The 25765-nt window shown below is 53.8% G+C and carries 25 protein-coding genes and 4 pseudogenes; 14 read left to right on the top strand and 15 right to left on the bottom strand.

Annotated elements, in window-relative coordinates; translation table 11 throughout:
- The first annotated feature begins 55 nt into the window (after positions 1–55).
- The 4 genes from ACSFC7_RS25460 (at position 56) to ACSFC7_RS25445 (ending at position 4882) form a co-directional block, all read left to right on the top strand.
- Complete coding sequence (locus tag ACSFC7_RS25460; RefSeq protein ID WP_436348716.1) at positions 56–1060, top strand: LLM class flavin-dependent oxidoreductase; 1005 nt, start codon at positions 56–58, stop codon at positions 1058–1060.
- Positions 1061–1189: 129 nt separating this feature from the next.
- On the top strand, positions 1190–1636 hold the full coding sequence (locus ACSFC7_RS25455; protein ID WP_436348715.1) for a Zn-ribbon domain-containing OB-fold protein: 447 nt from the start codon (positions 1190–1192) through the stop codon (positions 1634–1636).
- Positions 1629–2798: a thiolase family protein gene (locus ACSFC7_RS25450; protein ID WP_436348714.1), complete on the top strand. Its 1170-nt coding sequence runs from the start codon at positions 1629–1631 to the stop codon at positions 2796–2798. Before ACSFC7_RS25455 ends, ACSFC7_RS25450 begins: the two co-directional genes overlap by 8 nt.
- 1283 nt (positions 2799–4081) lie before the next feature.
- Complete coding sequence (locus ACSFC7_RS25445) at positions 4082–4882, top strand: winged helix-turn-helix transcriptional regulator (RefSeq protein WP_436348713.1); 801 nt, start codon at positions 4082–4084, stop codon at positions 4880–4882.
- A 131-nt stretch (positions 4883–5013) separates the two neighbouring features.
- Here ACSFC7_RS25445 and ACSFC7_RS25440 read toward each other — a convergent pair whose 3' ends face one another.
- A complete protein-coding gene (locus tag ACSFC7_RS25440; protein ID WP_436348712.1) occupies positions 5014–6213 on the bottom strand; it encodes a CaiB/BaiF CoA transferase family protein in 1200 nt (399 codons plus the stop codon).
- A gap of 111 nt (positions 6214–6324) precedes the next feature.
- On the opposite strand from ACSFC7_RS25440, the gene ACSFC7_RS25435 reads away from it, so the two are divergent.
- Entirely contained in the window at positions 6325–6630 is a 306-nt protein-coding gene (locus ACSFC7_RS25435; RefSeq protein ID WP_436348711.1) for a putative quinol monooxygenase, read from the top strand.
- Positions 6631–6755: 125 nt separating this feature from the next.
- Here ACSFC7_RS25435 and ACSFC7_RS25430 read toward each other — a convergent pair whose 3' ends face one another.
- Positions 6756–7937: a thiolase family protein gene (locus tag ACSFC7_RS25430; RefSeq protein ID WP_436348724.1), complete on the bottom strand. Its 1182-nt coding sequence runs from the start codon at positions 7935–7937 to the stop codon at positions 6756–6758.
- A gap of 338 nt (positions 7938–8275) precedes the next feature.
- Here ACSFC7_RS25430 and ACSFC7_RS25425 point away from each other — a divergent pair, with 338 nt between their 5' ends.
- A complete protein-coding gene (locus tag ACSFC7_RS25425) occupies positions 8276–9241 on the top strand; it encodes an MBL fold metallo-hydrolase (RefSeq protein WP_436348710.1) in 966 nt (321 codons plus the stop codon).
- A 129-nt stretch (positions 9242–9370) separates the two neighbouring features.
- Here ACSFC7_RS25425 and ACSFC7_RS25420 read toward each other — a convergent pair whose 3' ends face one another.
- From ACSFC7_RS25420 to ACSFC7_RS25410, 3 genes are all read right to left on the bottom strand, one after another.
- The gene (locus tag ACSFC7_RS25420) at positions 9371–9580 is read right to left on the bottom strand and encodes a hypothetical protein (RefSeq protein ID WP_436348709.1); all 210 of its coding nucleotides are present in this window, start codon (positions 9578–9580) and stop codon (positions 9371–9373) included.
- Positions 9581–10074: 494 nt separating this feature from the next.
- Positions 10075–10710 carry an IS6 family transposase gene (locus ACSFC7_RS25415; RefSeq protein WP_436348708.1) on the bottom strand — a complete coding sequence of 212 codons (636 nt, stop codon included), beginning with the start codon at positions 10708–10710 and terminating at the stop codon, positions 10075–10077.
- Positions 10711–11113: 403 nt separating this feature from the next.
- Positions 11114–11389: a PadR family transcriptional regulator gene (locus ACSFC7_RS25410; RefSeq protein ID WP_436348707.1), complete on the bottom strand. Its 276-nt coding sequence runs from the start codon at positions 11387–11389 to the stop codon at positions 11114–11116.
- A 237-nt stretch (positions 11390–11626) separates the two neighbouring features.
- On the opposite strand from ACSFC7_RS25410, the gene ACSFC7_RS25405 reads away from it, so the two are divergent.
- Positions 11627–12031 carry a nuclear transport factor 2 family protein gene (locus ACSFC7_RS25405; RefSeq protein ID WP_436348706.1) on the top strand — a complete coding sequence of 135 codons (405 nt, stop codon included), beginning with the start codon at positions 11627–11629 and terminating at the stop codon, positions 12029–12031.
- 87 nt (positions 12032–12118) lie between these two features.
- Here ACSFC7_RS25405 and ACSFC7_RS25400 read toward each other — a convergent pair whose 3' ends face one another.
- The 4 genes and pseudogenes from ACSFC7_RS25400 to ACSFC7_RS25385 form a co-directional block, all read right to left on the bottom strand.
- Entirely contained in the window at positions 12119–12475 is a 357-nt protein-coding gene (locus tag ACSFC7_RS25400) for a DUF7344 domain-containing protein (protein WP_436348704.1), read from the bottom strand.
- 194 nt (positions 12476–12669) lie between these two features.
- Positions 12670–12888 (bottom strand): hypothetical protein, encoded by a 219-nt coding sequence (locus ACSFC7_RS25395; RefSeq protein ID WP_436348702.1) that lies wholly within the window; start codon positions 12886–12888, stop codon positions 12670–12672.
- Positions 12889–13058: 170 nt separating this feature from the next.
- Positions 13059–14567: a sensor histidine kinase gene (locus tag ACSFC7_RS25390; protein ID WP_436348723.1), complete on the bottom strand. Its 1509-nt coding sequence runs from the start codon at positions 14565–14567 to the stop codon at positions 13059–13061.
- A 600-nt stretch (positions 14568–15167) separates the two neighbouring features.
- A pseudogene (locus tag ACSFC7_RS25385) lies at positions 15168–15758 on the bottom strand (MEDS domain-containing protein); the annotation flags it as partial.
- 199 nt (positions 15759–15957) lie between these two features.
- On the opposite strand from ACSFC7_RS25385, the gene ACSFC7_RS25380 reads away from it, so the two are divergent.
- Positions 15958–16338 carry a hypothetical protein gene (locus ACSFC7_RS25380; protein WP_436348700.1) on the top strand — a complete coding sequence of 127 codons (381 nt, stop codon included), beginning with the start codon at positions 15958–15960 and terminating at the stop codon, positions 16336–16338.
- 88 nt (positions 16339–16426) lie between these two features.
- Here the strand turns inward: ACSFC7_RS25380 and ACSFC7_RS25375 are convergent, their stop codons facing one another.
- On the bottom strand, positions 16427–16828 hold the full coding sequence (locus ACSFC7_RS25375) for a hypothetical protein (protein WP_436348699.1): 402 nt from the start codon (positions 16826–16828) through the stop codon (positions 16427–16429).
- A gap of 549 nt (positions 16829–17377) precedes the next feature.
- Between ACSFC7_RS25375 and ACSFC7_RS25370 the strand changes: the two genes are divergently transcribed.
- The 4 genes from ACSFC7_RS25370 (at position 17378) to ACSFC7_RS25355 (ending at position 19920) form a co-directional block, all read left to right on the top strand.
- Entirely contained in the window at positions 17378–17635 is a 258-nt protein-coding gene (locus ACSFC7_RS25370; RefSeq protein ID WP_436348698.1) for a hypothetical protein, read from the top strand.
- Between the two features lie 66 nt (positions 17636–17701).
- On the top strand, positions 17702–17938 hold the full coding sequence (locus ACSFC7_RS25365) for a hypothetical protein (RefSeq protein WP_436348697.1): 237 nt from the start codon (positions 17702–17704) through the stop codon (positions 17936–17938).
- 77 nt (positions 17939–18015) lie between these two features.
- Positions 18016–18897, top strand: coding sequence for a CPBP family intramembrane glutamic endopeptidase (locus tag ACSFC7_RS25360; protein ID WP_436348696.1), 882 nt, complete (start codon positions 18016–18018; stop codon positions 18895–18897).
- A gap of 573 nt (positions 18898–19470) precedes the next feature.
- A complete protein-coding gene (locus tag ACSFC7_RS25355) occupies positions 19471–19920 on the top strand; it encodes a DUF6653 family protein (RefSeq protein WP_436348695.1) in 450 nt (149 codons plus the stop codon).
- Positions 19921–20029: 109 nt separating this feature from the next.
- On the opposite strand, the pseudogene ACSFC7_RS25350 reads toward ACSFC7_RS25355, so the two are convergent.
- Positions 20030–21088 (bottom strand): annotated as a pseudogene (locus ACSFC7_RS25350) (RNA-guided endonuclease InsQ/TnpB family protein); the annotation flags it as partial.
- 37 nt (positions 21089–21125) lie between these two features.
- Between ACSFC7_RS25350 and ACSFC7_RS25345 the strand changes: the two are divergent.
- Positions 21126–21272, top strand: coding sequence for a hypothetical protein (locus ACSFC7_RS25345; protein WP_436348694.1), 147 nt, complete (start codon positions 21126–21128; stop codon positions 21270–21272).
- A gap of 17 nt (positions 21273–21289) precedes the next feature.
- Here ACSFC7_RS25345 and ACSFC7_RS25340 read toward each other — a convergent pair whose 3' ends face one another.
- Positions 21290–21598 (bottom strand): hypothetical protein, encoded by a 309-nt coding sequence (locus tag ACSFC7_RS25340; protein WP_436348693.1) that lies wholly within the window; start codon positions 21596–21598, stop codon positions 21290–21292.
- Positions 21599–21822: 224 nt separating this feature from the next.
- Here ACSFC7_RS25340 and ACSFC7_RS25335 point away from each other — a divergent pair.
- Positions 21823–22724 (top strand): annotated as a pseudogene (locus ACSFC7_RS25335) (IS630 family transposase).
- Between the two features lie 31 nt (positions 22725–22755).
- Here the strand turns inward: ACSFC7_RS25335 and ACSFC7_RS25330 are convergent.
- The 3 genes and pseudogenes from ACSFC7_RS25330 to ACSFC7_RS25320 form a co-directional block, all read right to left on the bottom strand.
- A complete protein-coding gene (locus ACSFC7_RS25330; protein ID WP_436348692.1) occupies positions 22756–23895 on the bottom strand; it encodes a tyrosine-type recombinase/integrase in 1140 nt (379 codons plus the stop codon).
- A gap of 417 nt (positions 23896–24312) precedes the next feature.
- Positions 24313–24594 (bottom strand): annotated as a pseudogene (locus ACSFC7_RS25325) (malic enzyme-like NAD(P)-binding protein); the annotation flags it as partial.
- Positions 24595–24899: 305 nt separating this feature from the next.
- Entirely contained in the window at positions 24900–25151 is a 252-nt protein-coding gene (locus ACSFC7_RS25320; protein WP_436348691.1) for a carbohydrate-binding family 9-like protein, read from the bottom strand.
- Positions 25152–25765 lie beyond the last annotated feature (614 nt).

The following is a 25765-nucleotide window of genomic DNA, read 5'->3' as shown; positions in this document are numbered from 1 at the left end:
ATAATAATTTCATTTTTGCTAGTCTTTATGTACGTGTCAGCACATCGCATACCACATGAAGTTTGGACTCGCTGTTATCGGTAACCACTCGAAACAGCATTCACCAGTTGATAACTTTCAAACCGTTCTTGAGCAGGTACGCACGGCTCAAGATGGGGGTTTTGATCTAATAAACGCTGGCCACCACTACGTCGTTGCGGACAATCAACGGTTTCAGGCGATCCCCGCCTTGTCACGGCTGGCGGCCGAAAGCGGGGACATGCATGCACTTGCGTGCCAACTGCTGCCACTTCATCATCCGGTCGAAATTGCAGAGCACATGGCAACGCTAGACGTGATTACTAACGGAAAGGCAGCACTCGCACCGATTGCGGGGTATCGTGATGCCGAGTTCGATGCGTTTGGGATTCCGAAAGCACAGCGGGGGAAACGACTACACGAGAGCGTCGAACTCATCAAGCGGTTGTGGACTGAAGACTCCGTAACCTTCGATGGCGAATTCTTCTCCGTAACCGATTGTACGATCAATCCAAAGCCCGTTCAAGAGCCACGGCCACCCATCTGGATCGGTGGGAACACCGACCATGCAGTAAAACGAGCACGCGAAACAGGCGATGCATGGTACGCGTACGTACAAGCGAATACGGACGAAGGGACACTCGCAAAACGTCTCAACCGTGATACCTATACGTCAGGAACAGGGATGCACACCATCCAGCCGATGGCCATGAACGGGTTTGTTGCAGAAACCGACGCAGAAGCAATCGAGACGTACCAGCCTGTGCTCGAGGAGGCCGTCGAGTGGTACGAAAACGAAGGCTACCGTGGGGCAACTGGCAGTAGCCGTGACTTCGGGCTGACCGAGCCTGGCTTCAGCCCGTTTCTGGTCGGGTCACCAGAGACGGTTGCGGACAAAATTGTTTGGCTTCACGAGAACATGGCCGTTGACTGTCTGATCCTCGGGATGCATATGCCGGAACTCCCACACGAGACCGTGCTCAACTCGGTCGAGCTCATGGGGGAGACCGTTATCCCGATGGTTCGAGAGAGATTGGCATAGCGATACCGCCTGTCTGCTTGTTGACTTGATCGTCGTTCAATAGTGGTCCATACGTGAGATAGTAGCCGCTATGGCAGCGTGTGGTGCAGTTCCCCATAGATATATGGTCCTACACTCACCAATACGAGTATGGCAGAGATAGAACCATTTGCGCAGGGTTTCATGACCGGAATGGACGACGGGATAGACGCAGTCCGTTTGTGTGGCGTTGAATGTCACGATTGTGGGGTAGCACTGTTTGGCACTCGCAATCGCTGTGAGAACTGTGCTAGCGAGGCCGTCGAACCAGTGACGTTTAGCCGAACTGGTGAGGTTGCAAGCTATACCGTTCAGCGTCACCCGCCAACGGACCCATTCAAAGTTGGGACCACCGATCGTGAAGAGTGGTCGCCGAGACCGGTCGGCTACATCGATCTTCCAGAAGGAGTCCGCCTGTTGAGTGCGATCGAGGCAGATCCGGCCGCTGTCGAGATTGGTGATTCCGTCGAACTCTCCGTAAGCGTTGGTTGGGAAGAAGACGAAACTACGTATCTCACGTACGCGTTCGAACCAACGGGAGGTGAATCAGATGAGTGAACCGGATGCTGGACTGGCGCGAGAGGCGTTTATCGGCGGCATCGGTATCCATGAATTTGGTCGATTCGACGATAAGACGTTCCAAGAGATGGGGGAGGAAGCCGTTCTCGTGGCACTAAACGATGCCAATATGTCGGTTCAGGATATCGAGATTGGCTTTTGTTCGAACACATCGTTGCCGACGTCGGCGGGATTGCAAGTGTTCGAGCGACTCGGCCGAACTGGGATTCCGATTTCCGATTTAGACGCCGCATGTGCGGCTGGTGTCCTCGGGCTCGAACTCGGGCAACATCTCGTTAGTAGCGGCCAATTTGACATCGTTCTCGCGTTCGGGGTCGAAAAGATGCCGCGCGGTTTTATTGATCCGCGAGAAACCTACCCGGACTGGATGGCTCACCTCGGCCTCTCACAGAATCCACAGTACTGGGCTCTGAACGCACAACGGCATATGCACGACTACGGGACGACCGAGGAACAGATTGCAAAGGTAGCAGTGAAAAACCACGCGAACAGCGTTGACAATCCTAACGCACATTACACAGAGGAATTCAGTCTCGAGGAGATCATGGACTCGCAGTTGGTCTGTGATCCGCTCCGCCTGCTCGAACTCTGTGCGCCGAACGAGGGGGCAGCGGCCGCCGTCGTTTGTAGCCGTGACGTCCTCGAGTCGTTCAGCATCGACGACCCAGTGAAAATCGACTCGAGTGTCCACCAGACGTCAGATTTCCCGGTCGAACAGGCTGCATCCTACTGTACAACGCCGACCGACAACCTCACAGTTCACCGAACGACTGCAGAAAAGGCCTACAAGGCTGCCGATATCACACCCAATGACGTCGATATCGCCGAAGTCCAGGATACCGACGCGTTTAGCGAGATTGAAGCATACGAAGAGCTTGGCTTCTGTGAGCAGGGCGAAGGCGGTCGATTGATCGACGAAGGAGTCACTAAACGAGATGGTGACTTGCCAGTGAACGTCAGCGGTGGGTTGATATCAAAGGGGGAACCAATCGGGGCATCCCACCTCGGTCAGGTCCACGAACTCGTTCTCCAGATTCGGGACGAGGCTGGTCCACGACAGGTCGAGGACATCAAAACAGGTCTTGCGCACGTCTTTGGTGCATACGGGCAGTGTGGTGTGACAATTCTTAGCGAGCCATAGGCCCGACCATACTGTCTCAATTATTCAAATCGAATGGTTGTGCTATCCTGATCAGCAGGATTACACAGTGAACCGAACTGAGTAGTTACAGATCGTCTATCCCTGTGTGTCGTGTTTGGTTAGCCGAGTGGTGTAGATTAGAGTACTATAATATCAGATGAAACAATGCGCCACTCGTTGCGCGAAATAAACCACATATCATTGTACGACTGCCATGCGGTTGGATATTCATCAACTTTCAGCGATACTGTAATAGATTGGCTACCTTCGTCCTCGCCGTTGGTCCAGTTTCAGTTTTGGTAATGTCGGAATAGCTCTCAACAGTTTAGGTGGGAACCTCCTGAACCGGTGTAAATTCGAGTCGTGTGCTCTCTACACCCGCTACCGGCATCTGTGGGCTTACACGTACTAGAAATCTATTACAAAAGTACGTTCGTAAATATTTGTATCTACTCCTGCACTCCGATTTTACTTGTCTGCAATCGACACTGAGACCGACGGCTTACTACACCATTGTTTGCGGTCTATACCAGTTTCGAACCGCTGTTAACAATCGAGATTCCGTATTTTGGTATCGTCGGAACAGAACCACACTGTGTACAGATATCCTGTGGTATAATCGACCCTGAATAGGGCATAGAACAAGGCACGCACACTCCTCTTTGTTCGTTTCGAGCGATGAGACTACCGTAGATACCGCTCTGAGAATTTGGCTGCTATCGAATTTAGCTGTAATTGAGGGCACTAAGCCCCCTTCCTCAGCGAGCGCCGACGGCGCGAACAGGGAGGAGATACAGCGTCCGCACGCTTTGTTTTCGTGTGATTCGACACTCTTACTACCCCAGGATCGAAGACGGTAGTAAGATGCTCACCACGCTTCCGGCGTTGTTCAAACGCGACAATAAGCGTGCATCGTCGGTTGTGGCCGAGTGTCGATTCGGTAGGAGTGGGACACTCCGAACCACCCGTAAAGGGAAGTCACCTACGGAGTCTGGAACCGTCCTCAGAACGCTTCGCGTTCTGATGGGCCGCACGAGACGCAAGCGTCTCGTGGACGCTGTGGGATCTGTTCCTACAAGTTCCGACGTAGAAACAGGAAGCTCCGTCCTCGACAAGCAAGGCCGGGTAGGCCCGAGCGCGGTAGGGCGGAGTAGTTCACCGATCCTATTTCGGTCTTATCGATTGTGTTTCTCACTCGCTCAACCCAAACATTGATAACAATGCACGATAACAATTCGTTTATACGGTGTGGTATTCAGTGCCAACATCGTAACGGGTGAACAATGAGCAACTCAGCACACACCTCTAGTAATGTTGAACAGCCGATGCCGCGAGCAATAATTCATAAGAAAATTCTCGACGCGGCGAAAGCGGAACCGACAGCCTCTCCGGCAGAGTTAGCAACGGCGGTTAGTAGCGCATCGAAAAACTTGGTCGAAGACGTTCTCGAGGAATATGGTGATCCAGTCGAAGAAACGACGCATGAAACTGAGGAGCAAGACGACAATCTGGAACCTTCGCTCTCCGACAGCACAGATTCTGGGTCAGCAATCGAGAATAAGAGTGAGCCAGAGCCAGCGGACCCAACAATCGAACTCGCCGACCTCACAGACAGTCAGCGCGAAACCTTCGAAGCAATCTACGAAAACCCCGATGCGACACAACGTGAACTCGCAGACCACTTAGATGTCAGCAGTGCCGCAGTAAACAAACGTGTCAACGGGATTAATGGATTTGAGTGGAATGCCCGTCGCGAGTTCGTCACTGCGTTGTTCGATAATAATGACAATGATGATAATGATAGTGGTGATGATAATGGTGGACAGCTACCGACTACGATCGAGCCCGAGTCACGGTTGCTACAGCAGCTCTCGGAAAGGGTTGTGACGCTGTCTGAACGGGTCGAGGCTCTTGAGCAATCCTCGCAGGAGACACCTCGTGACCGGTGTTCGATAGGTAATGATTCTGAACTCACACATAAAATTGTCCACGCTTGTATGGAATCAAATCGTATAACCGAAGAAGAAGAACTTGACATACTCAAGCAGGTAATCGACAGCTCCACTTGCACCGATTGTATTTGATTACAGATTAGAAAAATTGAATGAGATAATAACAGGAAAATTCCAAGAGTCCACGTTGACAACAGCGGCTAGTCTGATGAGGCAGCTCTCCAACTCGAACCACATTACTCCGCAAATCGAACGCACCGTTCCTATCGATTGGTGTCTGCGGTATTGAGAACGCCTGCTTCGATCAATTTGTCGATTTCGCTCTGTGAAAGTCCAATTTCAGCAACAACCTCTCGAACGTGTTCTCCGAGTTCCGGATGAGGCGACCGAATTCGGTCTTTCTCGGAAGCCGTGCTAGCTGGACTGTTGATGAGTGTAAACTCGTGGTCGCCTTTCTCGACGGTCTGCTCGAGCGCTCGGTGTTGAATCTGTTTATCAGTCCAGACTTCTTTCGGCGTATGGACTGGAGCAACAGGAATCTCCGTTGGATCGAGTGTATCCATCCAATCGGTCAGTGTTCGCTCAGCGAATCGCTCTGCAAGTGCGTCTCTGACTGCGTCCTCGGCGAACCGGTACTCGGGATCGGCATACTCTGGGAGTTCTAACTCGAGACACAGAGCCTCCCAGAAGTACGGTTCGTATGCGCCGACTGAGATATACCGACCGTCTTTCGTTTCGTAGACGTCGTAGCAGGGATAGGTACCGGTTTGGAAGGTCTCTCCGCGCTTCATGCCGTCGGAGTCGGGGTGGTGGGTAAAGGGCAGATAGATCCAGCCAAAGAGGAAGGCGACGACGTCTGTCATCGAGACGTCGATGTACTCTCCTTCTCCCGTTCGTTCTGCGCCGCGAAGTTCAGCACTAATTTGGAACGCTGCCATCATTGATCCGGCGAAATCGGCGACGGGAATTCCTGGCAACGCGGGCTTGCCGTCTTTCTCTCCAGTCATACCCAAGAGTCCAGAGACGGCGATGTAATTGATATCGTGTCCAACCCACTGCTCGTATGGACCGTCCTGTCCGTACCCCGTGAGCGAGCAGTAGACAATCGATTCGTTATGTTCCCGTGCCGTTTCGTATCCAACGCCGAGGCGATCGACGACCCCTGGACGGAAACCTTCGATAACGACATCTGCCCCAGCAACTAGTTCCAAGAAGAGTTCGCGGCCCTCAGTGGTTTTCAGATCGATGGGGACGCTTTTTTTGTTGCGGTTCACGTTCGCGAAGACGTGACTGTTCCCATCTGGAAGCGAAAATTGCGCAGGATAATCGCGAATGTTGTCCCCGTCCGGTGGCTCGATTTTCACGACTTCAGCACCCATGTCACCGAGCAACTGGGACGCATTTCCTGCGACACCCGATTGGTTCAGTTCTAACACGCGAACACCATCAAATGGCAGCGACATACCCTGAATTTTCTAGCAGGCCTGATAAAGATTGCTTCGGAGACCCTGCCACTCCGGGACCATCATAGAGCAAAAGTACTTTTGGGAGAAGCCAGATATGGTTTACTTGCAATGATTGTAATTCACGCGAGCTTTCCGATTGACCCGGACCGCCGTGAGACAGCGCTCGAAGAAATCTCCCAACTGGTAGAGAAATCACATGCAGAAGACGGCGTCCTCACGTATCAAGCAATGACCGACCTGCAGGATCCAACGATCATTCGAATTTTCGAACAGTACGAAGACGAAACTGCACTTAAATCACATACGATGTCCGCTCACCTACAAGCGTTCCAAGACACCCTTCCTGAGCTGCTCGCTGGCGAACCCGAGGTAATCCGGTACGAGATCGAAAACGAAACACCACTGGAGATGTGACCTGTGTTGATAAAACGTCCTCAATGGGAGATGGGTAGCAAAGCCAGCAGGGGGTTATTCTGCTCCGGTTTCACCTCCGTTCGAAGCCAACCGGCACCGAAGAGTAGCACTCATGCCTTTTAGTGCTATACGCGTTCGATTATTGTTGCGATTCCCTGCCCGAATCCGATGCACATCGTGACGAGCCCGTAGTCTTGTCCCGTGCGCTCGAGATCGTGAGCGAGTTTCGTCAGTAACATCGAGCCAGTTGCACCGAGCGGGTGTCCGTGAGCGATTGCCCCGCCGTTAACATTGGTATCCTCCCAGGATGCGCCGGTCTCCTTGAGCCATGCGGCGACGACGGATGCAAACGCTTCGTTGACTTCGAAGAGGTCGATATCCTCGATTTCCATCTCTACTTGTTCGAGGACCTGTTCGGTCGCCGGGATAGGGCCCTTGAGCATCGTGATCGGATCGACACCGACGACTTCCGTTGCGACGATCCGAGCCATCGGTTCCCAGCCACGCTCGGCCGCAGTCTCTTCATTAGCGAGAAGGACCGCTGAAGCACCGTCAACGATTCCCGACGAATTACCTGCATGCAAAACACCTTCACCTTCCTCACGGAAGGCAAGTGGGAGGTTCGCTAACCCTTCCGCATCGGTGTCAGGCCGCGGGTGTTCGTCCTGTTCGAGGGTAACGGTCTCGCCCTCGAGTTCGGTTTCGACTGGGACAACCTGCTCGTCGTAGTGTCCGGCGTCCCAAGCATCGCCCCATCGCTGTTGTGAGTCAGCGGCGAGTTCATCCAATTCGCTGCGCGTAAATCCGTACTCCTCCGCGATGCGCTCGGCGCCTTCACCCTGTGACGTGAGTTCGTCGAACTGTTCGAAATAGGAGTCGGTAACGACAGAGTCCGAGGCGTAGGTATTTTGGTCGCTGGACGCATCACTCCCCATCGGAACACGGGTCATGTGTTCGACGCCACCACCGACAAGAACATTGTGTTGTCCGGACATGATCATGCTGGCAGCGAAGTTGACCGCTTGCTGCCCTGATCCACACATCCGATTCAATTGGACACCAGGAACGTGATCCCCCCAGCCAGCGATCATCGGAGCGAGTCGACCGATGTTTAGTCCCTGTTCATCGGTCGGCGTCACACAGCCGTAAATCACGTCCTCGACAGTTGTCGCGCCGTCGAAGGCGTTACGCTCTGCGAGTGCTTTCAACGGTTCTGCTGCGAGATCCTGTGGATGTGTATCTCGGAACGATCCACCGTTCTTTCCGAACGGAGTCCGCACTGCATCGACAATAACAGCGTCCTTCATTGGCGTGTTAATCACACTCGTACCGGAAGTAAAAACGTTTCTACTGACGCGGTTTGCCCAAACAAATCGTAATAGTTTCGACTGCATTACTCAGCATACTGTGATATCTGTAGCATGCTAATCAGACTAATTCCTCGCCGTCTTTTCCGATGATACCGATATTTATCAGTTGAATGGAATTCATCATCAAGAGTACCGTGCTCATCGCTTTGGCTAATTTGGGCGACCGCACGACTAGGCTGTGTATCGATTCAGTATTACTTGCGGTGTCGGCTACTCGCCAGCTATTGTGTCCCTTTCAGCGAACAATTATGTGAGTGTACACACATAGTAATACCATGGAAACTCCAGTACGCGTGCCAATTTCGACGCCGTTTACCATTGGTGACGTAAACTGTTACTTCTTCGGGGGAGAGGAACTCACTGTCGTTGACCCCGGGCCAGCGACGGACGAAGCGTATGACCAACTGGTGGATGCGCTTGTTCGACACGACTATCGTATCGAGGACATCAATCGTGTAATCATTACGCACCCGCATATGGATCACTTTGGCGGCACTCAGCGGATTGTCAATCAATCGGGTGCGCATGTTCTTGCTCACGAAAATGCCGTCGAATGGATGGCTAATCCCATCGACTACTTTCGAAGCGAGCAAGCGTATTTCCGCCCGTTCCTATTGTCGTTAGGGGTACCGGAGGAAACCGTCGATACAGTACTCGAGCTGCCCGAAGCGTACGTTATGTATCAAGACCCAGTGACTATTACACACGGGGTAAGCGACGGTGAAACTATCGGCAGTGCTGTCGAGCTAGAGTGTCTTTCTACACCGGGCCATGCACCCGGCTCGATGTGTTATTGGCTCAAGTCTGAAAACCTCATGTTCACTGGGGACCATATCCTCCCAGAGATCACCCCAAATCCGATGCTAACACTGGCTCCGAACTCGTCCAATGAGCGAACACGGAGCTTGCCGACTTACCTCGAGTCGTTAAGAAAACTGCTCGCATTCGAGGACATGACCGGATACGGAGGGCACGGCCGTCCGATTCCAGTTCTGCAAGACCGTGCTCGGCAAACAATCTCGCATCATTTAGACCGAAAAGAACGAATTGCAGATTATGTTGCCGACAACGAACCCACGACAGCGTATACAATTATGCGTGAACTGTTCCCCGATCTTCCAGCAACCGAAATGTTCTCCGGTATGTCCGAGGTAGTTGGCCACCTTGATTTACTTGAAGACGACAACCGAGTGCGCCAGTGCGAAACAGATTCTGTACTCCGATATGAACGGACCTCGTGATGTAATTATGTCTTCTACACTGTTGTTTGGTGCATCATAGTGATTACTCACACATCGAAACTGGGTACTCTAAAAATTGCCTCAAACACGGATCGTATTAGGAAGTACTGTTTGTCATAGTTTCACCAATTAGTTGACGATCACCTTGTAGTAGTTGGTATACTTTATCAGCTCGTAATCGTCGAATCTATCTGCAATTGCCCGATCGACCGGAATCGATTCTAATTCGGTCAACTGAGGGAACTGTTCCTTCACCGGTTCGGCTAGTTCGTCGTAGTGACATACTTGAGAATCAGTAGAAACGTCATCTACCTGTACTAGTGTGATATTTGGAGTCATACCACAATCATCCTGTTTGGACTGTATTTAGTATTTCTGTGGCGACAATCTACAGTGGTTTTCTCGGAGTTGAGTATAATTGCTGTTTACTGTGGTTAACGGTCTTGGGTACAATTATCAGTAAGATCGCCACGAGTCTTTCACTGACAGCACGCCGGACAATCGGTTACTGAAATGAAGGTTTCACAGCCGTTTGCTTCCGCCAACGATAGTGTGAAACACTGTATTTCAACTAGCTGAGGACGTGTTCAAAGCTCTGCCAAGATACGTACTCGATATCACTCCATAGAGATTGTTATAGTACATTCTTCGCGTGATTATAAGGCTACAAACGTACTGATCACATGGATTCCGTTTCTGCGGTCGTTCTTGCTGGCGGGAAGAGAAACGACTTCAGCCGCTGACTCAAAACAGTGCTGTTTCATTAAGCGTAAAAAGTGAGGCGGCAGGATTTTCCATGCCAAAAAATCAACCGCCTCAATCGAGGGTCGTGTTTAGTTTGTCGCATTGTGCCAGACGGCGAAGGCCTGGAGCCACGATTCTGCTGTTGACGGTTTTGCATGACTGAAACAGTTTGAGAACGAAGAGGTACGTCGTTTTATCTCACGAAAGACACGTTCTGCAGCGTTCCGATTTCCATGTTTTTCGTATCGAAATCGGAGCCCAGATCGACGGAGTGCAGTCTGGAGATGTTTTGCTCCATCGACGAGAAACACGGCATGATCGAGGTCATGTTTCTCAGTGAGTTCCTGCAGAAATCGTTCTGTCAACGCGGTCGTAGTCGTCGAATACAGCCGTATGTGGAGGATGTTGTTCGTTTCCGGATCGACAGCAGTGTACAGCCAATACCGATGGTCGTCAAGTTGAATCACTGTCTCGTCGAGCGCGACGTGATTCGGCTTCTCGTCATCCGCCGGCTGTAGATCGCACTTGTGAACCCAATCGTGGACTGTTTTGCGGCTCCGTTCGACACCGAACTTCTCTAATTCTCGAACGGTATTCGAAAGCGAGAGGCCAGCAAGATGGAGGCGAATACCGAGCTCCATCAGCTGACGCGGTGTCCGCTCTCGCTCCACAAAACTCAAATCGATCCAGTCGCTACACCCACTGAGGCGGTGGATTTTTGGCATGGACACCACAAAATCGTACCGCCTCACTTTTCACGCTTAACGAAACAGCACCTGTCAATCGCCTGTTCGCCTGTTCTCACGAAAGAACCGGCACCGCATTGCTGAATCGAACCTCTGCATCCAGTTTAGGCAGACTCTAGGCGAGTTGTGTTCCATTGGACATCTGCACTTATCGCTGAGACCATTAAACCGATCACAAGCTGATAATTTCCACAGAGCCGATTAGGTGGTCCTCTCGAGGTCTCGGCGGCCGGGTGTAGGGCTTCCTCGCACCCGCTGGTTCAACCGGTGACAAGCAAAATTCTCGCTGGGACGCAAGCGGAGTAGTCCCAGCTCCCATGAGGACCACCTTCTGATCTCCGGTCCAATTACACTATACAGGTTATCGGTCCAATGGACCCGGTCAGATATCGACGTACTGGGCTTCCCACTCGCGTCGCTCCTGAATACGAGTTTCACCGCTGTCCGCGATTGCATAGTAGTTAGTCCGGCGATCCAGCTGGCCTTTCTCCACCAACTCCTTGTTGACCAAGGTGTCCAGATTCGGGTAGAGTCGACCGTGGTTGATCTCGGCACTGTAGTACTGCTCAACCTCCTCTTTGACGTCCTGGCCGGACGGCTGGTCGGCGCCGGCGATCACGTACAGCAGGTCACGCTGAAACCCGGTGAGGTCGTCCATCGTGGAAACACACAGTCCGTTCCATTGTCTGATTCATTGTTATCCTACGCATACACCGTTGTTTGCAGTTCATACCGAATGCAGCCTATCACCCGCTCCCTATCCACTGTCTGCCCCCGTGTTTCAACGGGATACGGCAACTGATCGAGTGACCGACTAGACAGATCCAGGACCTGTCTTGGTATCAGATGAACAGTATATGCCACCGGATGGCGTAGATCCTAGTTGGAGATTCGCATGGCAACAACCCAACGAAATAACGTCGAAATCGCCGAACAGCTATACGACGCGTTCAATCGCGGAGACCTCGAAGAGTGTCTCGCCGGCTTCGCCGACGATATCACCTGGACCGTCCCTGAAGGACTCCCGTTCGGCGCCGGCACCCACCACGGCCCGGAAGCCATCATGGAAGGGTCCTGGGCACCACTCCTCGAGCATTTCGACCACTTCGACGTCGTGATCGACCGGTTCATCGACGGCGGCGACACCGTCGTCATGGAAGGAACCCACCGGGCGACCACGCCGGACGGAGATGTCATTGAAGTGCCTGCCGTCCACGTCGTCGACATGGCTGAGGGGAAGGTCCAGCAGTTCACCAGCTACGAGGACACGGCACTCACCCAGCAACTGCTGGACGAGTAATCGCCTCTCCACTCATTTTCCGGGCCTTGCGGCCACAACCTCGCTCCGATCCCCGTCCAGTGGTGATCTGACGGGGTGCCCGGCCACCTACGCGTCAGCGTACCCGGCCAACTCGAGGTACGGCGCCACCACACTCGGTGTAACCGCTAACTCCACCGTTTCCTCCTCCCCATCATAGTGAATGAGTTCCGCCTCACGCAGGTGCGGGAGGTGACTGTGCGCCAAATCGGTGAGCACCCGCTCATACCATTCATACGATGGCTGTTCTTCTTTGATCGCGATGTACTCGGCCAGGTCACCGATCGGGATTGCCGCTGGCTTCTGCGCTAGATACGCCAGTGTGTGCTGTCGGCGCTCGTGTGAAAAAGCCGTGAACAGCTGTGTCGGGGTGATCTCACGGCGCTCTCTCTCGGGCTGGTTCGGGTCGCTGGTTTCCGGCATCATAGTTATCTTGGGGGCGGCTACTGTACTTACACGGCGGTCTGTCCGGCATTCCCTCGCGGAACAACTTCAGCAGAGTACGTCTACCTCGGATCATGTGAAGGGTTCACATAAACCTTCTTATCTGAAAAATATACTAGAAAAGTGACATTCAGTGGTTTCGGCTGGTTGGGGTGACGCAACTGTGGTGGTCCCGGCTATTCTTCGAGCAACGACGGGTCGTACGTCCGTTCCCCAGGAGGTACCTTCTCGATCGTTACTCGCCAGTTCGGAGCATCAGAAACCGGGGAGTTGATCTCCCACGTGTCTTCAATGGCGGTGCCACGGCTATACGCAGACAGGATCAACTCTCTGAGTTCGTGTTCGAATGCGCCTATCGCGTCGCCAGCGGACTTTGAGGGGTGATTGGTGTCCATGATAGATGGAGGGCTCAGAGGATTGATCGCGATCCGAACTCTCACACAGTTCAGGTCGGGTACGCTGATAACGGTGTCGCACCCTCTATTAACACATTTCCTGTCTTTCATCCAACTCAGTCTATCACCAGATTTCTGGAGCGCGCGCTACATACGGTTAATACTCGGTGTCAGATCAACTCCGGCAAGGTGAACATGAACGTCGTCCCCTCATCAGGTTCAGATTCCACCCAGATCTTGCCACCGTGTCGCTCAACGATCCGCTGACACAGTGCAAGCCCAATACCAGACCCAGGGTACTCATCACGGCTATGAAGCCGCCGAAACACCTCGAAAACTTCATCGGTATGCTCTGAATCGATCCCAATCCCCTCATCACGAACGGAGACGATCCACTCCGAACCATCTTGCTCGGCCGAGACATGAACTCGCGGCGGTTCATCGCCACTGTACGTGATCGCATTATCTAGAAGGTTCTGGAACAACTGGCGTATCTGCCTCCGGTCGCCCTGCACCTGCGGAAGCGAATCAACAGTGATGTCAGCGTCGCTCTGTTTAATCCGGATGGCCAAGTCATCGAGCACATCCCCGAAGACAACATCGAGATCGATCGGTTCGAGCGGATCACCACGTGTTTCGATGCGCGAATACTCGAGGAGAGCTTCGATCATGTCACGCATGCGGTCGGCCCCATTGATCGCGAACTCGAGAAACTCCTCGCCATCGTCATCGAGGTCATCCTCATACCGGCGCTCAATTATTTGGAGGTAACTCGAGACCATCCGCAGGGGTTCCTGCAGATCGTGCGATGCGGCGTACGCGAACTGTTCGAGCCGCTCATTGGACCGTTCGAGTTTTTCAATCGTCTCCTCGAGTCGCTGTTGATTCTTCTTCCGCTCGGTGATATCGGTGAGCGCACCAGGGAACCGCACCGGATTCCCATCTTCGTCACACTCGACGTGACCGCGAGCGACCACCCATCGGAGCTCATCATCTTCGTTCCAGACGCGGTATTCTGTCTCGTACTCCCCGCAAGATTCGAGGACGTCTTCGATCTTCGCCTCGACGTGTTCTCGGTCCTCCTTATAAATTGACGAGATCAAATGATCGAGTGAGACACCTTCGCGAGCCTCGTCAGGATCGAGCCCGAACTGTCTGGCGAGCGAAGCACCTGCGACGAATCGGTCTTCCGGGACATGCCACTCCCAGGTCCCGACCGCCCCAGCTTCGGTCGCGGCCTCGAGTTGGGCTTTCGTATCTTGCAGAAACCGTTCACGTTCCTTTTGCTCAGTGACGTCCTGCGCCATCGTCATCCCCGCAAAGACGGTCCCTGCTTCATCTCTAATCGGAACAACGAAAATGCGCCACTCCCGATCAGCATACTCGACTTCGACCACTCGTTCCTCGCCATCGAGCGCATCCTCGTACGCCGGCTCAACAATCGTAGCCGCCTCTTCACCCCACGCCTCACCGACCGTCTGGCCTTCGATTTCGTCACCAGATATCGGGAGATTGTCGAACGCTTGCCCCGCAGCCAGCGTACACCGGTGATCCGTATCAAACATGGTTACCACACCGTTCGGGAACGACTCCGCAAGGGTTCGGTACCGTTGTTCACGCTGCTCGAGTTTGCGCTCACGATGGCGGCGCTCGAGTTCGTACTTCACCCACTGCCCCATTGACTGGATGAACGCGTGTTCAACGTCGGAAAAGGGTTTGTCACGGGCCTCAGAGCTGACGAAGAAGAACGTCCTGTCGGTACCGCTCTCAACACCGACGTAGGTGCCGAGATACGCCCGGATCCCGAACTCCTCGTAGACGAAGATATCGTCATACCCTTCTCGTGCGGGATCAGAGACGCTCCCAGCCGCTCTGATCTCGGTTGCAGCAGTGCAGTAGGTCTCAGACAACGGGAGTTCGACACCTGGCTCGAAGTGCTCGTGCTCGTCGCTGACTACCTCGACCTCGAACCAATCTTCGTCGGTATCGACGCGGGCTAGTGCTCCGAGTTCGAGATCGAACCGCTCACAGCCCAGCTCAAACAGCGCCTGTAACTTCTCCTCGAACGACAGCGTCGGATCCTCGACGATCTCAGTTTGGCACTGAAGAATCCGTTCGCGCTCCTCCAGTGTGGCCTTCGCCTCGGTCTGCTCCCCTAACGTCCCTAACAACCGGTCAACCTCCCGATCGGGCCGTTCGGGTCCGAAAAACTCCGATGGCGGCGTATAGTAGAAATTATGGCTGACCTTGTTGCTGTGGATAAGGTGTGGATGCGTGCTAATGACATCGCGAATAACCTCAGCCGGGAATCGCTCGCGGTTATACTGGCAGAGCGCCATCCCGTTCACATCCTCAAACAGATAGTTCGCCTTGCTCTCGCACTTGACGACATCCTCAACATCAGGGTCATCACCTAGGACCCATCCCATCTCCCCGGTCACACGGAATCCATCAAACTCCTCGTTCCCCGCAGTGATCGCTTCGTCAAGGAACGCAATTGTATCGTCCGGATCGAACCATCCCTTCCGGAGATAGGTTTCCTGCTCATCGTGGATCGACAGTTGTCCAGATTCGAGGGCAGTCTCCACGTCGATCCCGCGAGCCTGCATCTCCTCAATCACCACGTCACGGGGATTCTCTTCAGTAATGTACACGCACCGCTCGCCCAGTTTGAGACCCTGCCGGATGAACGGGGTTGCAGCTGAAAACTGTTCTTCACGGCTCTCGTAGATAAGCGCAAGATGGTCGTTAGCATGCTCGTGCTCGCCAAGAGGCTCGACCGGACCACGAAAATCCGGGCTCTGACGAAGTGCATCAAGCCCTGTTTCGAGGCTTGATGGACACTCGCTGCCTTCGACCTGGTCACTCATTGGGGGGCGGTAGCCTAGCAGCGTGTAAATACTTGGTCACTCTCTGAAGGAGGTATCAAAAAAATGAAATCCAATGGTCAAACTCAACAAACTACCAAAACTCTATACCAGCTCCCCTACGAGGTGCAACATCGCTCACGGCCAAATCACTCTTGGACTTTCGACCTTGTTTAAGTCATCGGACATCTCAGATTCACATATGGACCGGATGTCCGTCCTCAAGGCGTCAGGAATTGCCCTGCTAGTACTGATGGTATGGTGGGTTGGTATCCTGTACCTTGATGGCGCCCTGGGAGTGATATTTCCCTACGACCAGTACGAGATGGTCGCCCTGTTGTACCCGGATATCTACTATCCCGCACTCCCGGGGTGGATTCTTGCACATGCACAGCCCTACTCCCTGGGAGTCGTACTAGTGGCCGCCGGCTGGATGATCGCCCTGTCCGTAATCATCGGCGCCGCAGCCGCGAAGTATGCAGTCGCACGCAACTCATCACCAACAGTGGCTGCCGCTGCATTCGTCATCGCGCTGTTCATCGCAGTCACCGTTCTTGAGGCCGCTGCAACACTTCTCGTATAACCTACTGATAACAGTCACACCTTCTCGCAGATTAGCATAGAATGTAATTGAGACAGCAGCAATATGCCGCGTTCAACTGATGGTGCCGTCAATTACCGAACCGGCTCCGAAGGCGGCGTGGGACTCCACCGGAAGAGGTCTGGCGCAGGGCCGCCCGGATAAGGACAACAATCGCGAGGGTAACGCCGCTGATGAGGGTGAAGAACCCACCCCAGAAAACACCACCTGTCTCGACAGTATACAACGTGTGCAAGCTCATCAGTGCTATCCACAGCGTGATGACACCGAGGAGACCACTTACGACCGATCCTACGCTGAGACCGTCTACAATCACCCCAATAAGCACAGCGAGGCTGAGCAGTGCCGGGATAACGAGTTCTGGATCAACCGGTACCGCTCCGATCGTTGGCCATGACGGATACGGTCGCGGCAGATCAGCAACCGTGATGAGACCGATAAGGAGGACAACCGCAGCGAGGACGCTCTCCATGACTCGAAGGGCAGATCGAGTTCTAGGCGAGATCACATTTGAACATTGATAAGTACTGTGAAAAATGTTTCTACCGTCTTGACTCTCCGGCATTACGGCGTGACCGAACCCAGCGAATCAACAGCCCAATAGCCACAGATTCGAGGTACACAAAACCTGCGATGAACCCCCAGACCAGTACTCCGGTCTCGATCCGGAATGTATTGTACAAAAACGTATCCACCAAGATGGTCGCGACCAGGGCAGGGATACCGACCACTAACGCCACGTCAGGTAACAGATCAGCGTATGCGAGCGCCATCACCCCTCCAATGATGGCACACACTCCAAGTACCACCTTACCGACCAGTATCCGCTGCAGGTCCACAGTCTGTAGCCACGACACCTCGGAACGGAACCGCATCACAGCAAAAGTTTACACTGGTATGACAGAAATACGTTGGGACTACGTTCTTCATATGTGGCCTCTCCCGAAATTGGAGACTGCTGTTCTCGGCCCACGACCTGCAATCCAAGAGCACTTATAGGGTGTTTAATAATTGGTGTGCTATGGCTACTGAGTCAGGCCCCACACCGATCAATCTCCAAGAAATCCTCAGAGAAGGAGCCCGCATCGCTGCTATTCTCCTCTTTTGGGGTTTCCTCGCTGGCATCGGCCGCTTTGGTATCGGGAACATCGGCTATGCCCGTCCAGGGAGCCTCTTCTTCGAACTGGGGAACGCGATCGCGTTCCTGTTCATCGCAACAGGACTTGCCAGTGTCCTCATCTATGTCATCGCTCGCGGCATCCAACTTTCACGCCGCTAACCGCTCGTTTTTCCCCAAAGCCGATACTTTTTCAACATCAGCTGATAAGCCTCTCAGGGAGTATATATGACGCGCGCAGTCGTCTACCTCTTCGCACTCATCCTCATCTGGTACGTCGCCCTCACCTACGGCTGTATCACCGCCCACCAAGCAGATGTCTCGCTCGAGGATCCACCGACAAATGAAGAGGTGCGCAACTCCATCATGGCCGTCACGTGCCTCGTTCCGGAGCTCACCGTCAAGGGGATCGCGATCGCGGTGGTTGTCTCAATTGCTGCCGGGGCGCTCGGAGTCCGAACGTAAGAGATCCGTCTGAACTCTACCTCTGCTTCAGGACTCTACTCCTCCTCATTTAATACCTCATCCCGCCAACCATCCGTATGGCGGCAACAGCCGGGAAGCGACCACTCCTGCAAGACCCAGCAGTGAGAGCTACCTCCGCATTTTTCATACTCACACTGCTACTCTCTATCGAGATTGGCCTCCTGCTCGCAGCCTCGGCACGCGGAACGCTCCAGATAGCCATCCCGGAAACCCTCGCCACCATCATACTGCTGACTCCGACGATCGCCGCCATCGTACTCACCGTCGCAACGAACGGGTGGCGCGGTCTCCACGACCTATTATCTCCACTGTTGACGTGGCGAGTACCAGTACGGTGGTACCTCGCCGCACTGCTGTTCCCAGCGATCCTCAACCTCTCCTCCATCGCGATCTACAGTCTGCTGGGCGGATCGTCCCCGACAATCCCCGGTGAAGTACCCGCTGACTTCAAATCACTCCTCACTGGCAGCATTGCCACGACAGTGCTGTTCATCTCGCTCTTCTTCTTTCTCGCCAGCCTGTTCGAAGAGATCGGATGGCGCGGCTATGCCCTTCCACGCCTCCAGTCACGGACAACCGCCCTTTCCAGCAGCCACATCATCGGCGTAATCTGGGCGGTCTGGCACGTCCCCACCTTCTTTCTGTTACCGGAAGCCGCCCAATCCGCAATACCGTTCCTGTGGTATGTCCCATCCGTACTGGCCATCTCGATCGTGTTCACCTGGCTGTACAACAACACGAACGGCAGCCTCCTGCTCGCGACTATCCTCCATGCCTCCCTCCAGGCAACAAACGTCCTGATCCCGAATCTCCACTCTGGCCCCGGGGGCACACAGTTGTACCGGCTGAATGTCATCATTCTGATCGTCCTCGCAGCGATCATCGTCAGCATCCACGGTCCCCGGGACCTCTCACTGACACACCAGAGAATAACATAGTGAGATCAGCCGTCGCATGAGTTTCTCGGAATCCAGAGCCTCGAAGCTGAAGGTGTCCCTTCTCCTGTACATTCAATCAGTACAAATCCGTGATCACGTATGTAGTCTACAGCGGGGTTGCAAGCGGTTGTTCGCTTCCCGAACTTCCGAATGTTCGGATGTCCACAACTGGTGAATTGGACTCCGATTGCAACGATACAGACAACAGCGGCCAGTACAAGACCCCTGGTCGTCCCGTATCTCATCCCAGCAACGTCCAACAAAGCCACTGCAGTCCACGAGTACCGAAAGTCAGGGTGAGAGATACACCATATTTTCGTGCGTTAACTGAAGAGCTGTCCATTTCTGCGAACCATATGACTTCACGTTCGGTTCACACACTATTAATTTCAAAGAACAGTACTGAGGAAGAGATTCCAACAGCAGTATCTTGTCTTTATTTGGGTCGTGACCCACCAAGAGAATACCTCACTATTGGCTTGGTTTCCGATGGCATCCTCCATAATGTACAATTGATAAAATATATGATAAGTAGACACATTAACATCAGTCACTCACCAAGTGTGGTCCGTGATGGACGGGAACCAGACGGACAGCAGCAGTATTGGGGAGATTATATGGAGGCGTCACTCGAATCCGAAAAGCGGATGGAGTCGGCTCCTTTCGTGGCCACTATTCGTGATGGCAATTTATTTCCGGAAACGAGGGCTGGCACTGCTAGTCATCGTCTTCGGATTTCTCAACCCTGTGCTGTTCAGCGAGCCGGATGAAGAGTTGGATAGTTGGATGTACCGTGTTGTGCAGGCTGAAAAGCGATGGATGGATGATGGAAACCAACTGATCGGTATCGGGTACCCCCAGCTGTTGAACAGTATTGGTTTGATGGCGATGATCTACGGGCTGTTTGCAGCATACCAACGTCGAGCAGTCTCGGCTGCCATTTGGACGATTACTGGATTAGGGCTTGGTCAATGGTGTATGAAAGTGATTATAGAGAATTATGAACAGATCGATTCCCAGTAACAGTCCTGCACTTGACATCCTCTCCGCCCTGAAGGGCGAGGATTCCCGAGTCAAGCGAATCGAAGATTCGCGTACCTCGCAAATCTCCGATTTGCTCAGCGTTGGGATATTACGGTTTACAGTCTACCACTTGGTCACGCGGTAAGAATCCGCGTGGCAAGTCATATAGGTATACTCCGGGCTGTGCCAACCAGCCGGTACTCCTATCCCCGTCCAAACTGGCCGAAGACTCGGAGTTACTTTCGTCGTTGATGTTGAGACGGATGTTCTCCGCCCCGTTCACATCAGCATTGAACGCATCATCGTGTTCGTCGCACACGTACAGGCCGCGTTCAACACGCTGACTATCATCCTCCTTACCACAAACGCAACACGTCTTACTGGAATCCCGTTCGGACACCGTCTTCACTTCGATACCCGCCATCTTCGCTTTGTATTCGAGGATGTTGGTGAATCGGTCGAACGCCCACCCGTGCAGGTCAAGGTTGCCGTGTCGGCCCCAGTTCTTCGACGCACCGTTCTCATCCTCACGCACACCGTTGAGCTTCCCGATGTTGATGTGACCAACACCCTTCTCGATACACCGTTCAACGATGTGCTTGGCGAGGGAGTGGAAGAAGTGAGTGCGGCGTTCCGACCACTTGTGATGGAGTCGCGTGGCCCGTTCACCACCCGAATCGTCGCACTTGGCGATTTCTTTCGGCAAATAGTATCCGTCCTGCTTCAACCGATTACCGGGATACAGGTCGGCTTCTTCCGTGCTGTACGCAACAGCGGCGAAGTTGCAGATACCGAGGTCGATACCCGCCGTCTCGGCACCGGGTGCGTCGGGTGTGTCCACTTCGTGTTTGCAGACGAGATGCAGTTCCCACCGCCCCTTCGACTTGTCGTAGACGGCGCGAACCTGCTGTAAGTTCTCCACGGAGACTTCGGGCCGCGTCCCATATTCAACGAGGATGCAATCCCAGTCTCGCGGGTGGTCTTTGTGATTCGCGCCTTTCGACAAACGAACTCGGTTGTGTTTCGATTCGTGTCGAATTCTTTTCTGTTTCCACGTCACCGTGCTTCGCGGGTGTTCTTCGTGGACTCGGTTGCCGTCTTGGTCGTAATAGTTGCGTTTGCGGTATCCGGGCGGGTTCGCTCTATCGTCGGACTTGCGTTTGCCGTACCGCTTCGCGCCCGTGAGCAAATAGGGAGGAAGTCACTTGATCACGACCGACAGCGATTTCGACGATCTTTGCGACGATGAAGACGTGAAATACGTCAGCCCCACCTCAACTGTCAAACGTGAGAAACTAACACTCATTGATGGGGAACCTCTCACCGTCGTAAACGACGGGATTCTCTCTTGAAAAAAGATAGATCCTGATCACACAGCGTTTGTGGCACCGAATAATTGGTTCTTGAAGTCCTCGATTAGTTCAATCGCGGCTTCAGTCTCGCTCTTAGTATTCCTATCGCTGTTCAGTGGTAGATCATAGACAGTGATCTCTGCACGCTCGAGATCGGTCAACGGTCCCACTTGACTCTCGAGATTGAGAATCCCGCCGGCGAAGATGACGATCGCGCGATGTTCGTTGACATCCAGATATTGGACTTCAAGCCGATCCAGTATGGCTGTAACGTCAATCGACGACGTAAATGTATACTGTTGAGAGACGTCGACAGATTTGCTCATATCTCCTGACTCAACACGCAATAATATAGAACCTTGCTCTACTTCGCAGATTGAGCTGCGGTCCTGTGAACCGCCTCGGTGCATGACCTCGAGCGATGAGTGCCGACACGACCATCAACGGCAGTCGCTGTTTCTGACCGGACGACTCGAGACTGTGCGGCTAACTATCGAGTGACACACACTATAGTAGTCGTTAGAACTTTCTACCCAGATACTGTTGCTCAGTGGATCATCTCGACGGAATCTCTATCGAGGAATTGCAAGATGCCCTCGGCAACGTAGAGGAAAGAAGCCGATACAACGACTCTTAGGGGCAATAGCGTACAAAAACAGCGTCACGCAGACTGAACTAGCCGAGTAGTACGACGTTCAGCGACGGACGATCTATAGCTGGCTTAGGCGACTCGACACCGACGAGTCGCTTGAGCAGGCCGTCACTGATGATCACCGATCTAGGAGAAAGCGAAAGCTCTCAGAAAAGAGGTAAAATGAGTTTAAGGAAACTGTCCACAAACCATAAGAGAACGTTGGGGTTGACGCGCCGGCGCTCGTCCAGCGATATCTTGACGAGACCTATGATGTCGAGTACTCGATCCCGAGTTGCCGGCGGTTGCTCAAAGAAGCGGGATTGAGCTATCAAAAACCACGCCGTACAGCTGCCGAATCTGAGGCTGAAGAACAAGAACGTTCCGCGAGAAACTCAAAAAAGTAGGGGGAGCGGCCGGCCGTCGAACTTTCTGGACAACGTAACTGGACGTGTCTTTTGGGCGCGATCACCGAAGACGGTGATCGCTTTTTTTTCTCGATTCGAAGAGTATGTTACTGCCGAACACGCGAAACATTTCATTCTTGCATTATGCCAAGAGCTCGAAGATGATCTGATCATTGTACTGGATGGAGCACCGTATTTCAGGCGTCGGCCGTTACGGACCTTGCGGCCCGTGACGACCTCACCTTCGTGAGATTGCCGGCGTACTCACCAGAGCTCAATCCGGCCGAAGAGTGCTGGAGACAACTCCAATCAGCACTAAGCAACCAGTTCTTTGATTCACTTTCTGAACTCACAACAGCGATTGATACCACTCTTGATCGGCTCTCTATACCGGAGGCGAGCAATTATTTCTAACTCCTACTATAGCTTTGTGAGGTACTGAAACTCACTGATCATGTTCTGAGAAGGCGTTTCCAGCATCCTCGGCCATCTCTTTCGCTTCGATATGTGAATATGACTTGCGAACGACTTCCTCACTGTTATCTAAGAGACGGGCAGCAGCGGTAAATCCGCGCTGTCGAACCATCACCTCTCCAGCGCCACGGCGTCCTCCGTGAGGGGCAAGATAGCCATGTTTCCCCTCGAGTTCGAGATTGGCTTCCTCGCAGAGTCGGCGCATGATCCTACGAGCACCGTCTGTATTGATCGAGGTCGGTGGGAGGTCGTATTCGCGCAGGGCTTCGAACACTTCGGTCTGTCCAGTGAGTTCGTCGACGAACGTTTCGATATCGTCGGTTGACCAACTGTGAACGTCTCGTAATCCAGTCCGAAGCGTTTCATAGAGCGAAGGAAGGTGAAACGTCGGAAACACTGGCCAGTCGTCACTGGCCGGATCGAGTATATTTCTGTATCGTAGCATAGGATTTATAGCCTGTTTCGTCAGCGACCGATCGGACCAATCCTGCTTCTTCGCAAGGACGGTCATCTTCTGATCCTCGAGGGAAACGTCCCCCCACCGAAGCCCGTTTCGCCGATCATCCTTTGGGTCCGCGAAGATTTCTCCGCCCCGCACCCCCGAGTAGCAGAGGACATAGACAAGAGCTCGATCGCGGAACTCTTTGATCGCGCCGAATCCCTTCTCATCTGCTGCGTCGTGAGCTTGTTCGTCGACGTGACGAGTGATCAATAGCCGGTGTTCGTCGGTCCAGGCCTGTTGATCCCCTGATCGTCGTCCGTTGTTCTCTGGCAATGGCTCCTTCGCGACGTTTCGTTGAGCGTAGTTCACCTCGAGAAGTCCTTCTCGAACGCACCATCCGATGTAGGCGCTCACCTGGGCGTAGTAGGTTCGAATCGTTCCGGGCGTGAGGTCTCGGGTTGTGAGTTCTCGAGCATACCGCCGAAACGTCCGCTCGCCGATTTCGTCGAACGTCGTTCCAGACCGTGAATCCGCTTCGAGCCACGCGAGGAAGTCCTCGAGACAGCGCTCGAGGTTCCGCCGGTAGTTCCCGCTTTCCTCGCCGCCTTTGGACTTCGACCGAAGGAACTCCTCGAGCGGTGCCCCGACGGCCGTCGATTCCGGACTCATGCGTTATCGCCCTCGAGAGACCATCTCTTTCCCAGTTGCATCGTTCGTGATTCGTAGAGGGGACGGACTCTCATAAAACTACACTTGATTATTCGTCTAATCAAGCGTGTCCAGTCGATCGGCAAATTCGTCCGAATTCGCCAGCGAGACGTCTGTACTGCCGATCTCAACGACCTGATAAAGTATATGATGATATATTAAATCTGAGTCGGACCAATTCGGAACGACCTACGATCGTGGTGCGACAGGGTGTGAGACACTTTGAAGCCGATTGTCGACTACGGGTCGAATTACGCCGGGAGACGGCGCTCTATCGGCGATTTTCGGAATCGATTCGAGGGTTATCGACGGTCGCTGCGGGGTCGTAGCCCTCCTATGAGCACACCAGCTGGTACCGTAGCAGTGACAGTGCGGTTCCAGCGCCTCTGCGGCGGCGACTTTCATCTCCCCGTTGATCTCAGTCGCGCGCACTTCCAGCGCGCCGCGGAAGATGAAGGGGAATTCGAGGACATTGTTGACCTAATTCGGGTAGTCGGAGCGGCCCGTCGCCATAATGACCGTGTCCTCGCGGGCCTTCTTAACCTCCTCGTAGCCGATCTCGGGCGTCGGATTCACCATCGCGAATATGATCAGATCGTCGGCTATCGACCGGAGCATATCCTGTGAGACGATGTCGCCGGCCGCAAGGCCGACGAAAACGGCCTGAACCGCGAGCGTGAGCCAGTGGTCGAGAGCGATCGGGAAGTAATCCCGTAAATGATCGCCAGCGCAGCCAGCAGCGCGATCGCACCGGTGGTGATGACTGCCGGCATGAACTGCCCCGAGATGCTCCCGGGATGGTACAGGAACGCGAACGGGAACACGGCGGCGAGCCACCATCCTCGTCGTTGGCCTATGACCGGACGTCTCGATCGCGAGTTTCTCGGCGGTGTCCACCGAGACGAGGTCGTGGCCAATGCCGTATTCCTCCCAGTTCCGTTCCTTCCACGCGAGCTTGGACTGGCTCAGCAGGTCGGCTTGAAGTTGAAGTACTCCGAGTCATCGTCCGGGTCGGGAACGGCGAAGAACTCGATCGAACTGTCACGGTAGGTCGAACCATTGCGTTCGGTCACGTCGGGGGTGATATCGCGGTCCTCGACGTGAAACTGCAAGTCGATCGCCTGGTCGTCGTCGAGTGCCCGCCCCGTCGTACGCGGTGTCGGCTCCCCGTCGTGCAGGAGAATTTGCCGATACGGAACGGCGTCGCGGCTTCCCAAGGCGTTCCAGAGACCGTCCCGGTGAGGGAAATATCGGTTGCCGTTCGCCTGCTCGTATACGTCTTCATAACGTACATCCGCCTTCCAACGGCGCCGTAATAAATCGATGCGGTTCGAGACCGCGGGCGCCGCACTGACCCATCGCCGACCGCAGCGAGCCGAGCGGTTCTCTTCCCGCGAACAATTACAGGTGTACGATTGTAATCATCCTCGCTGTGCGCGTGCGAATACGTGACCAATTCACGTGCCTCGAGACGCGATCGCTCTGTTTCGAGGCCATCGACCTGCGACCACGGTCGTTATTTCCGGCGTGAGACCCCCTCGTCCTCCGCGATTCCCGAGAGCCGAATTCCGACCACTGGTCGGTCTACCGCAGAGAGACTGAATTGCATATCGATCCGAGACGTGCGCTGGATCGACGTCAGTGCGTCGATCCGCTATAGCGATTGACGGGACCGATCTAACGGGAGAGTGGCGCTCACTCCACTGCATCGCGTAGCAAAGCGATCGAAAACCGAACGTCTGCAAACGGATCGAATCGGACGTCTCGTACCGATTGTCGTTCCTATCTGGGGAACGAAGTGCCGAGAGAAACGTCGGACACCCATCATCTC

It is taken from the genome of Natronorubrum halobium, from assembly GCF_051351675.1.
In the GTDB taxonomy this organism is placed as follows: Archaea; Halobacteriota; Halobacteria; order Halobacteriales; family Natrialbaceae; genus Natronorubrum.
The sequence above is the reverse complement of the archived record's forward strand: the minus strand, read 5'-3'. Positions and strand labels throughout refer to the sequence as shown.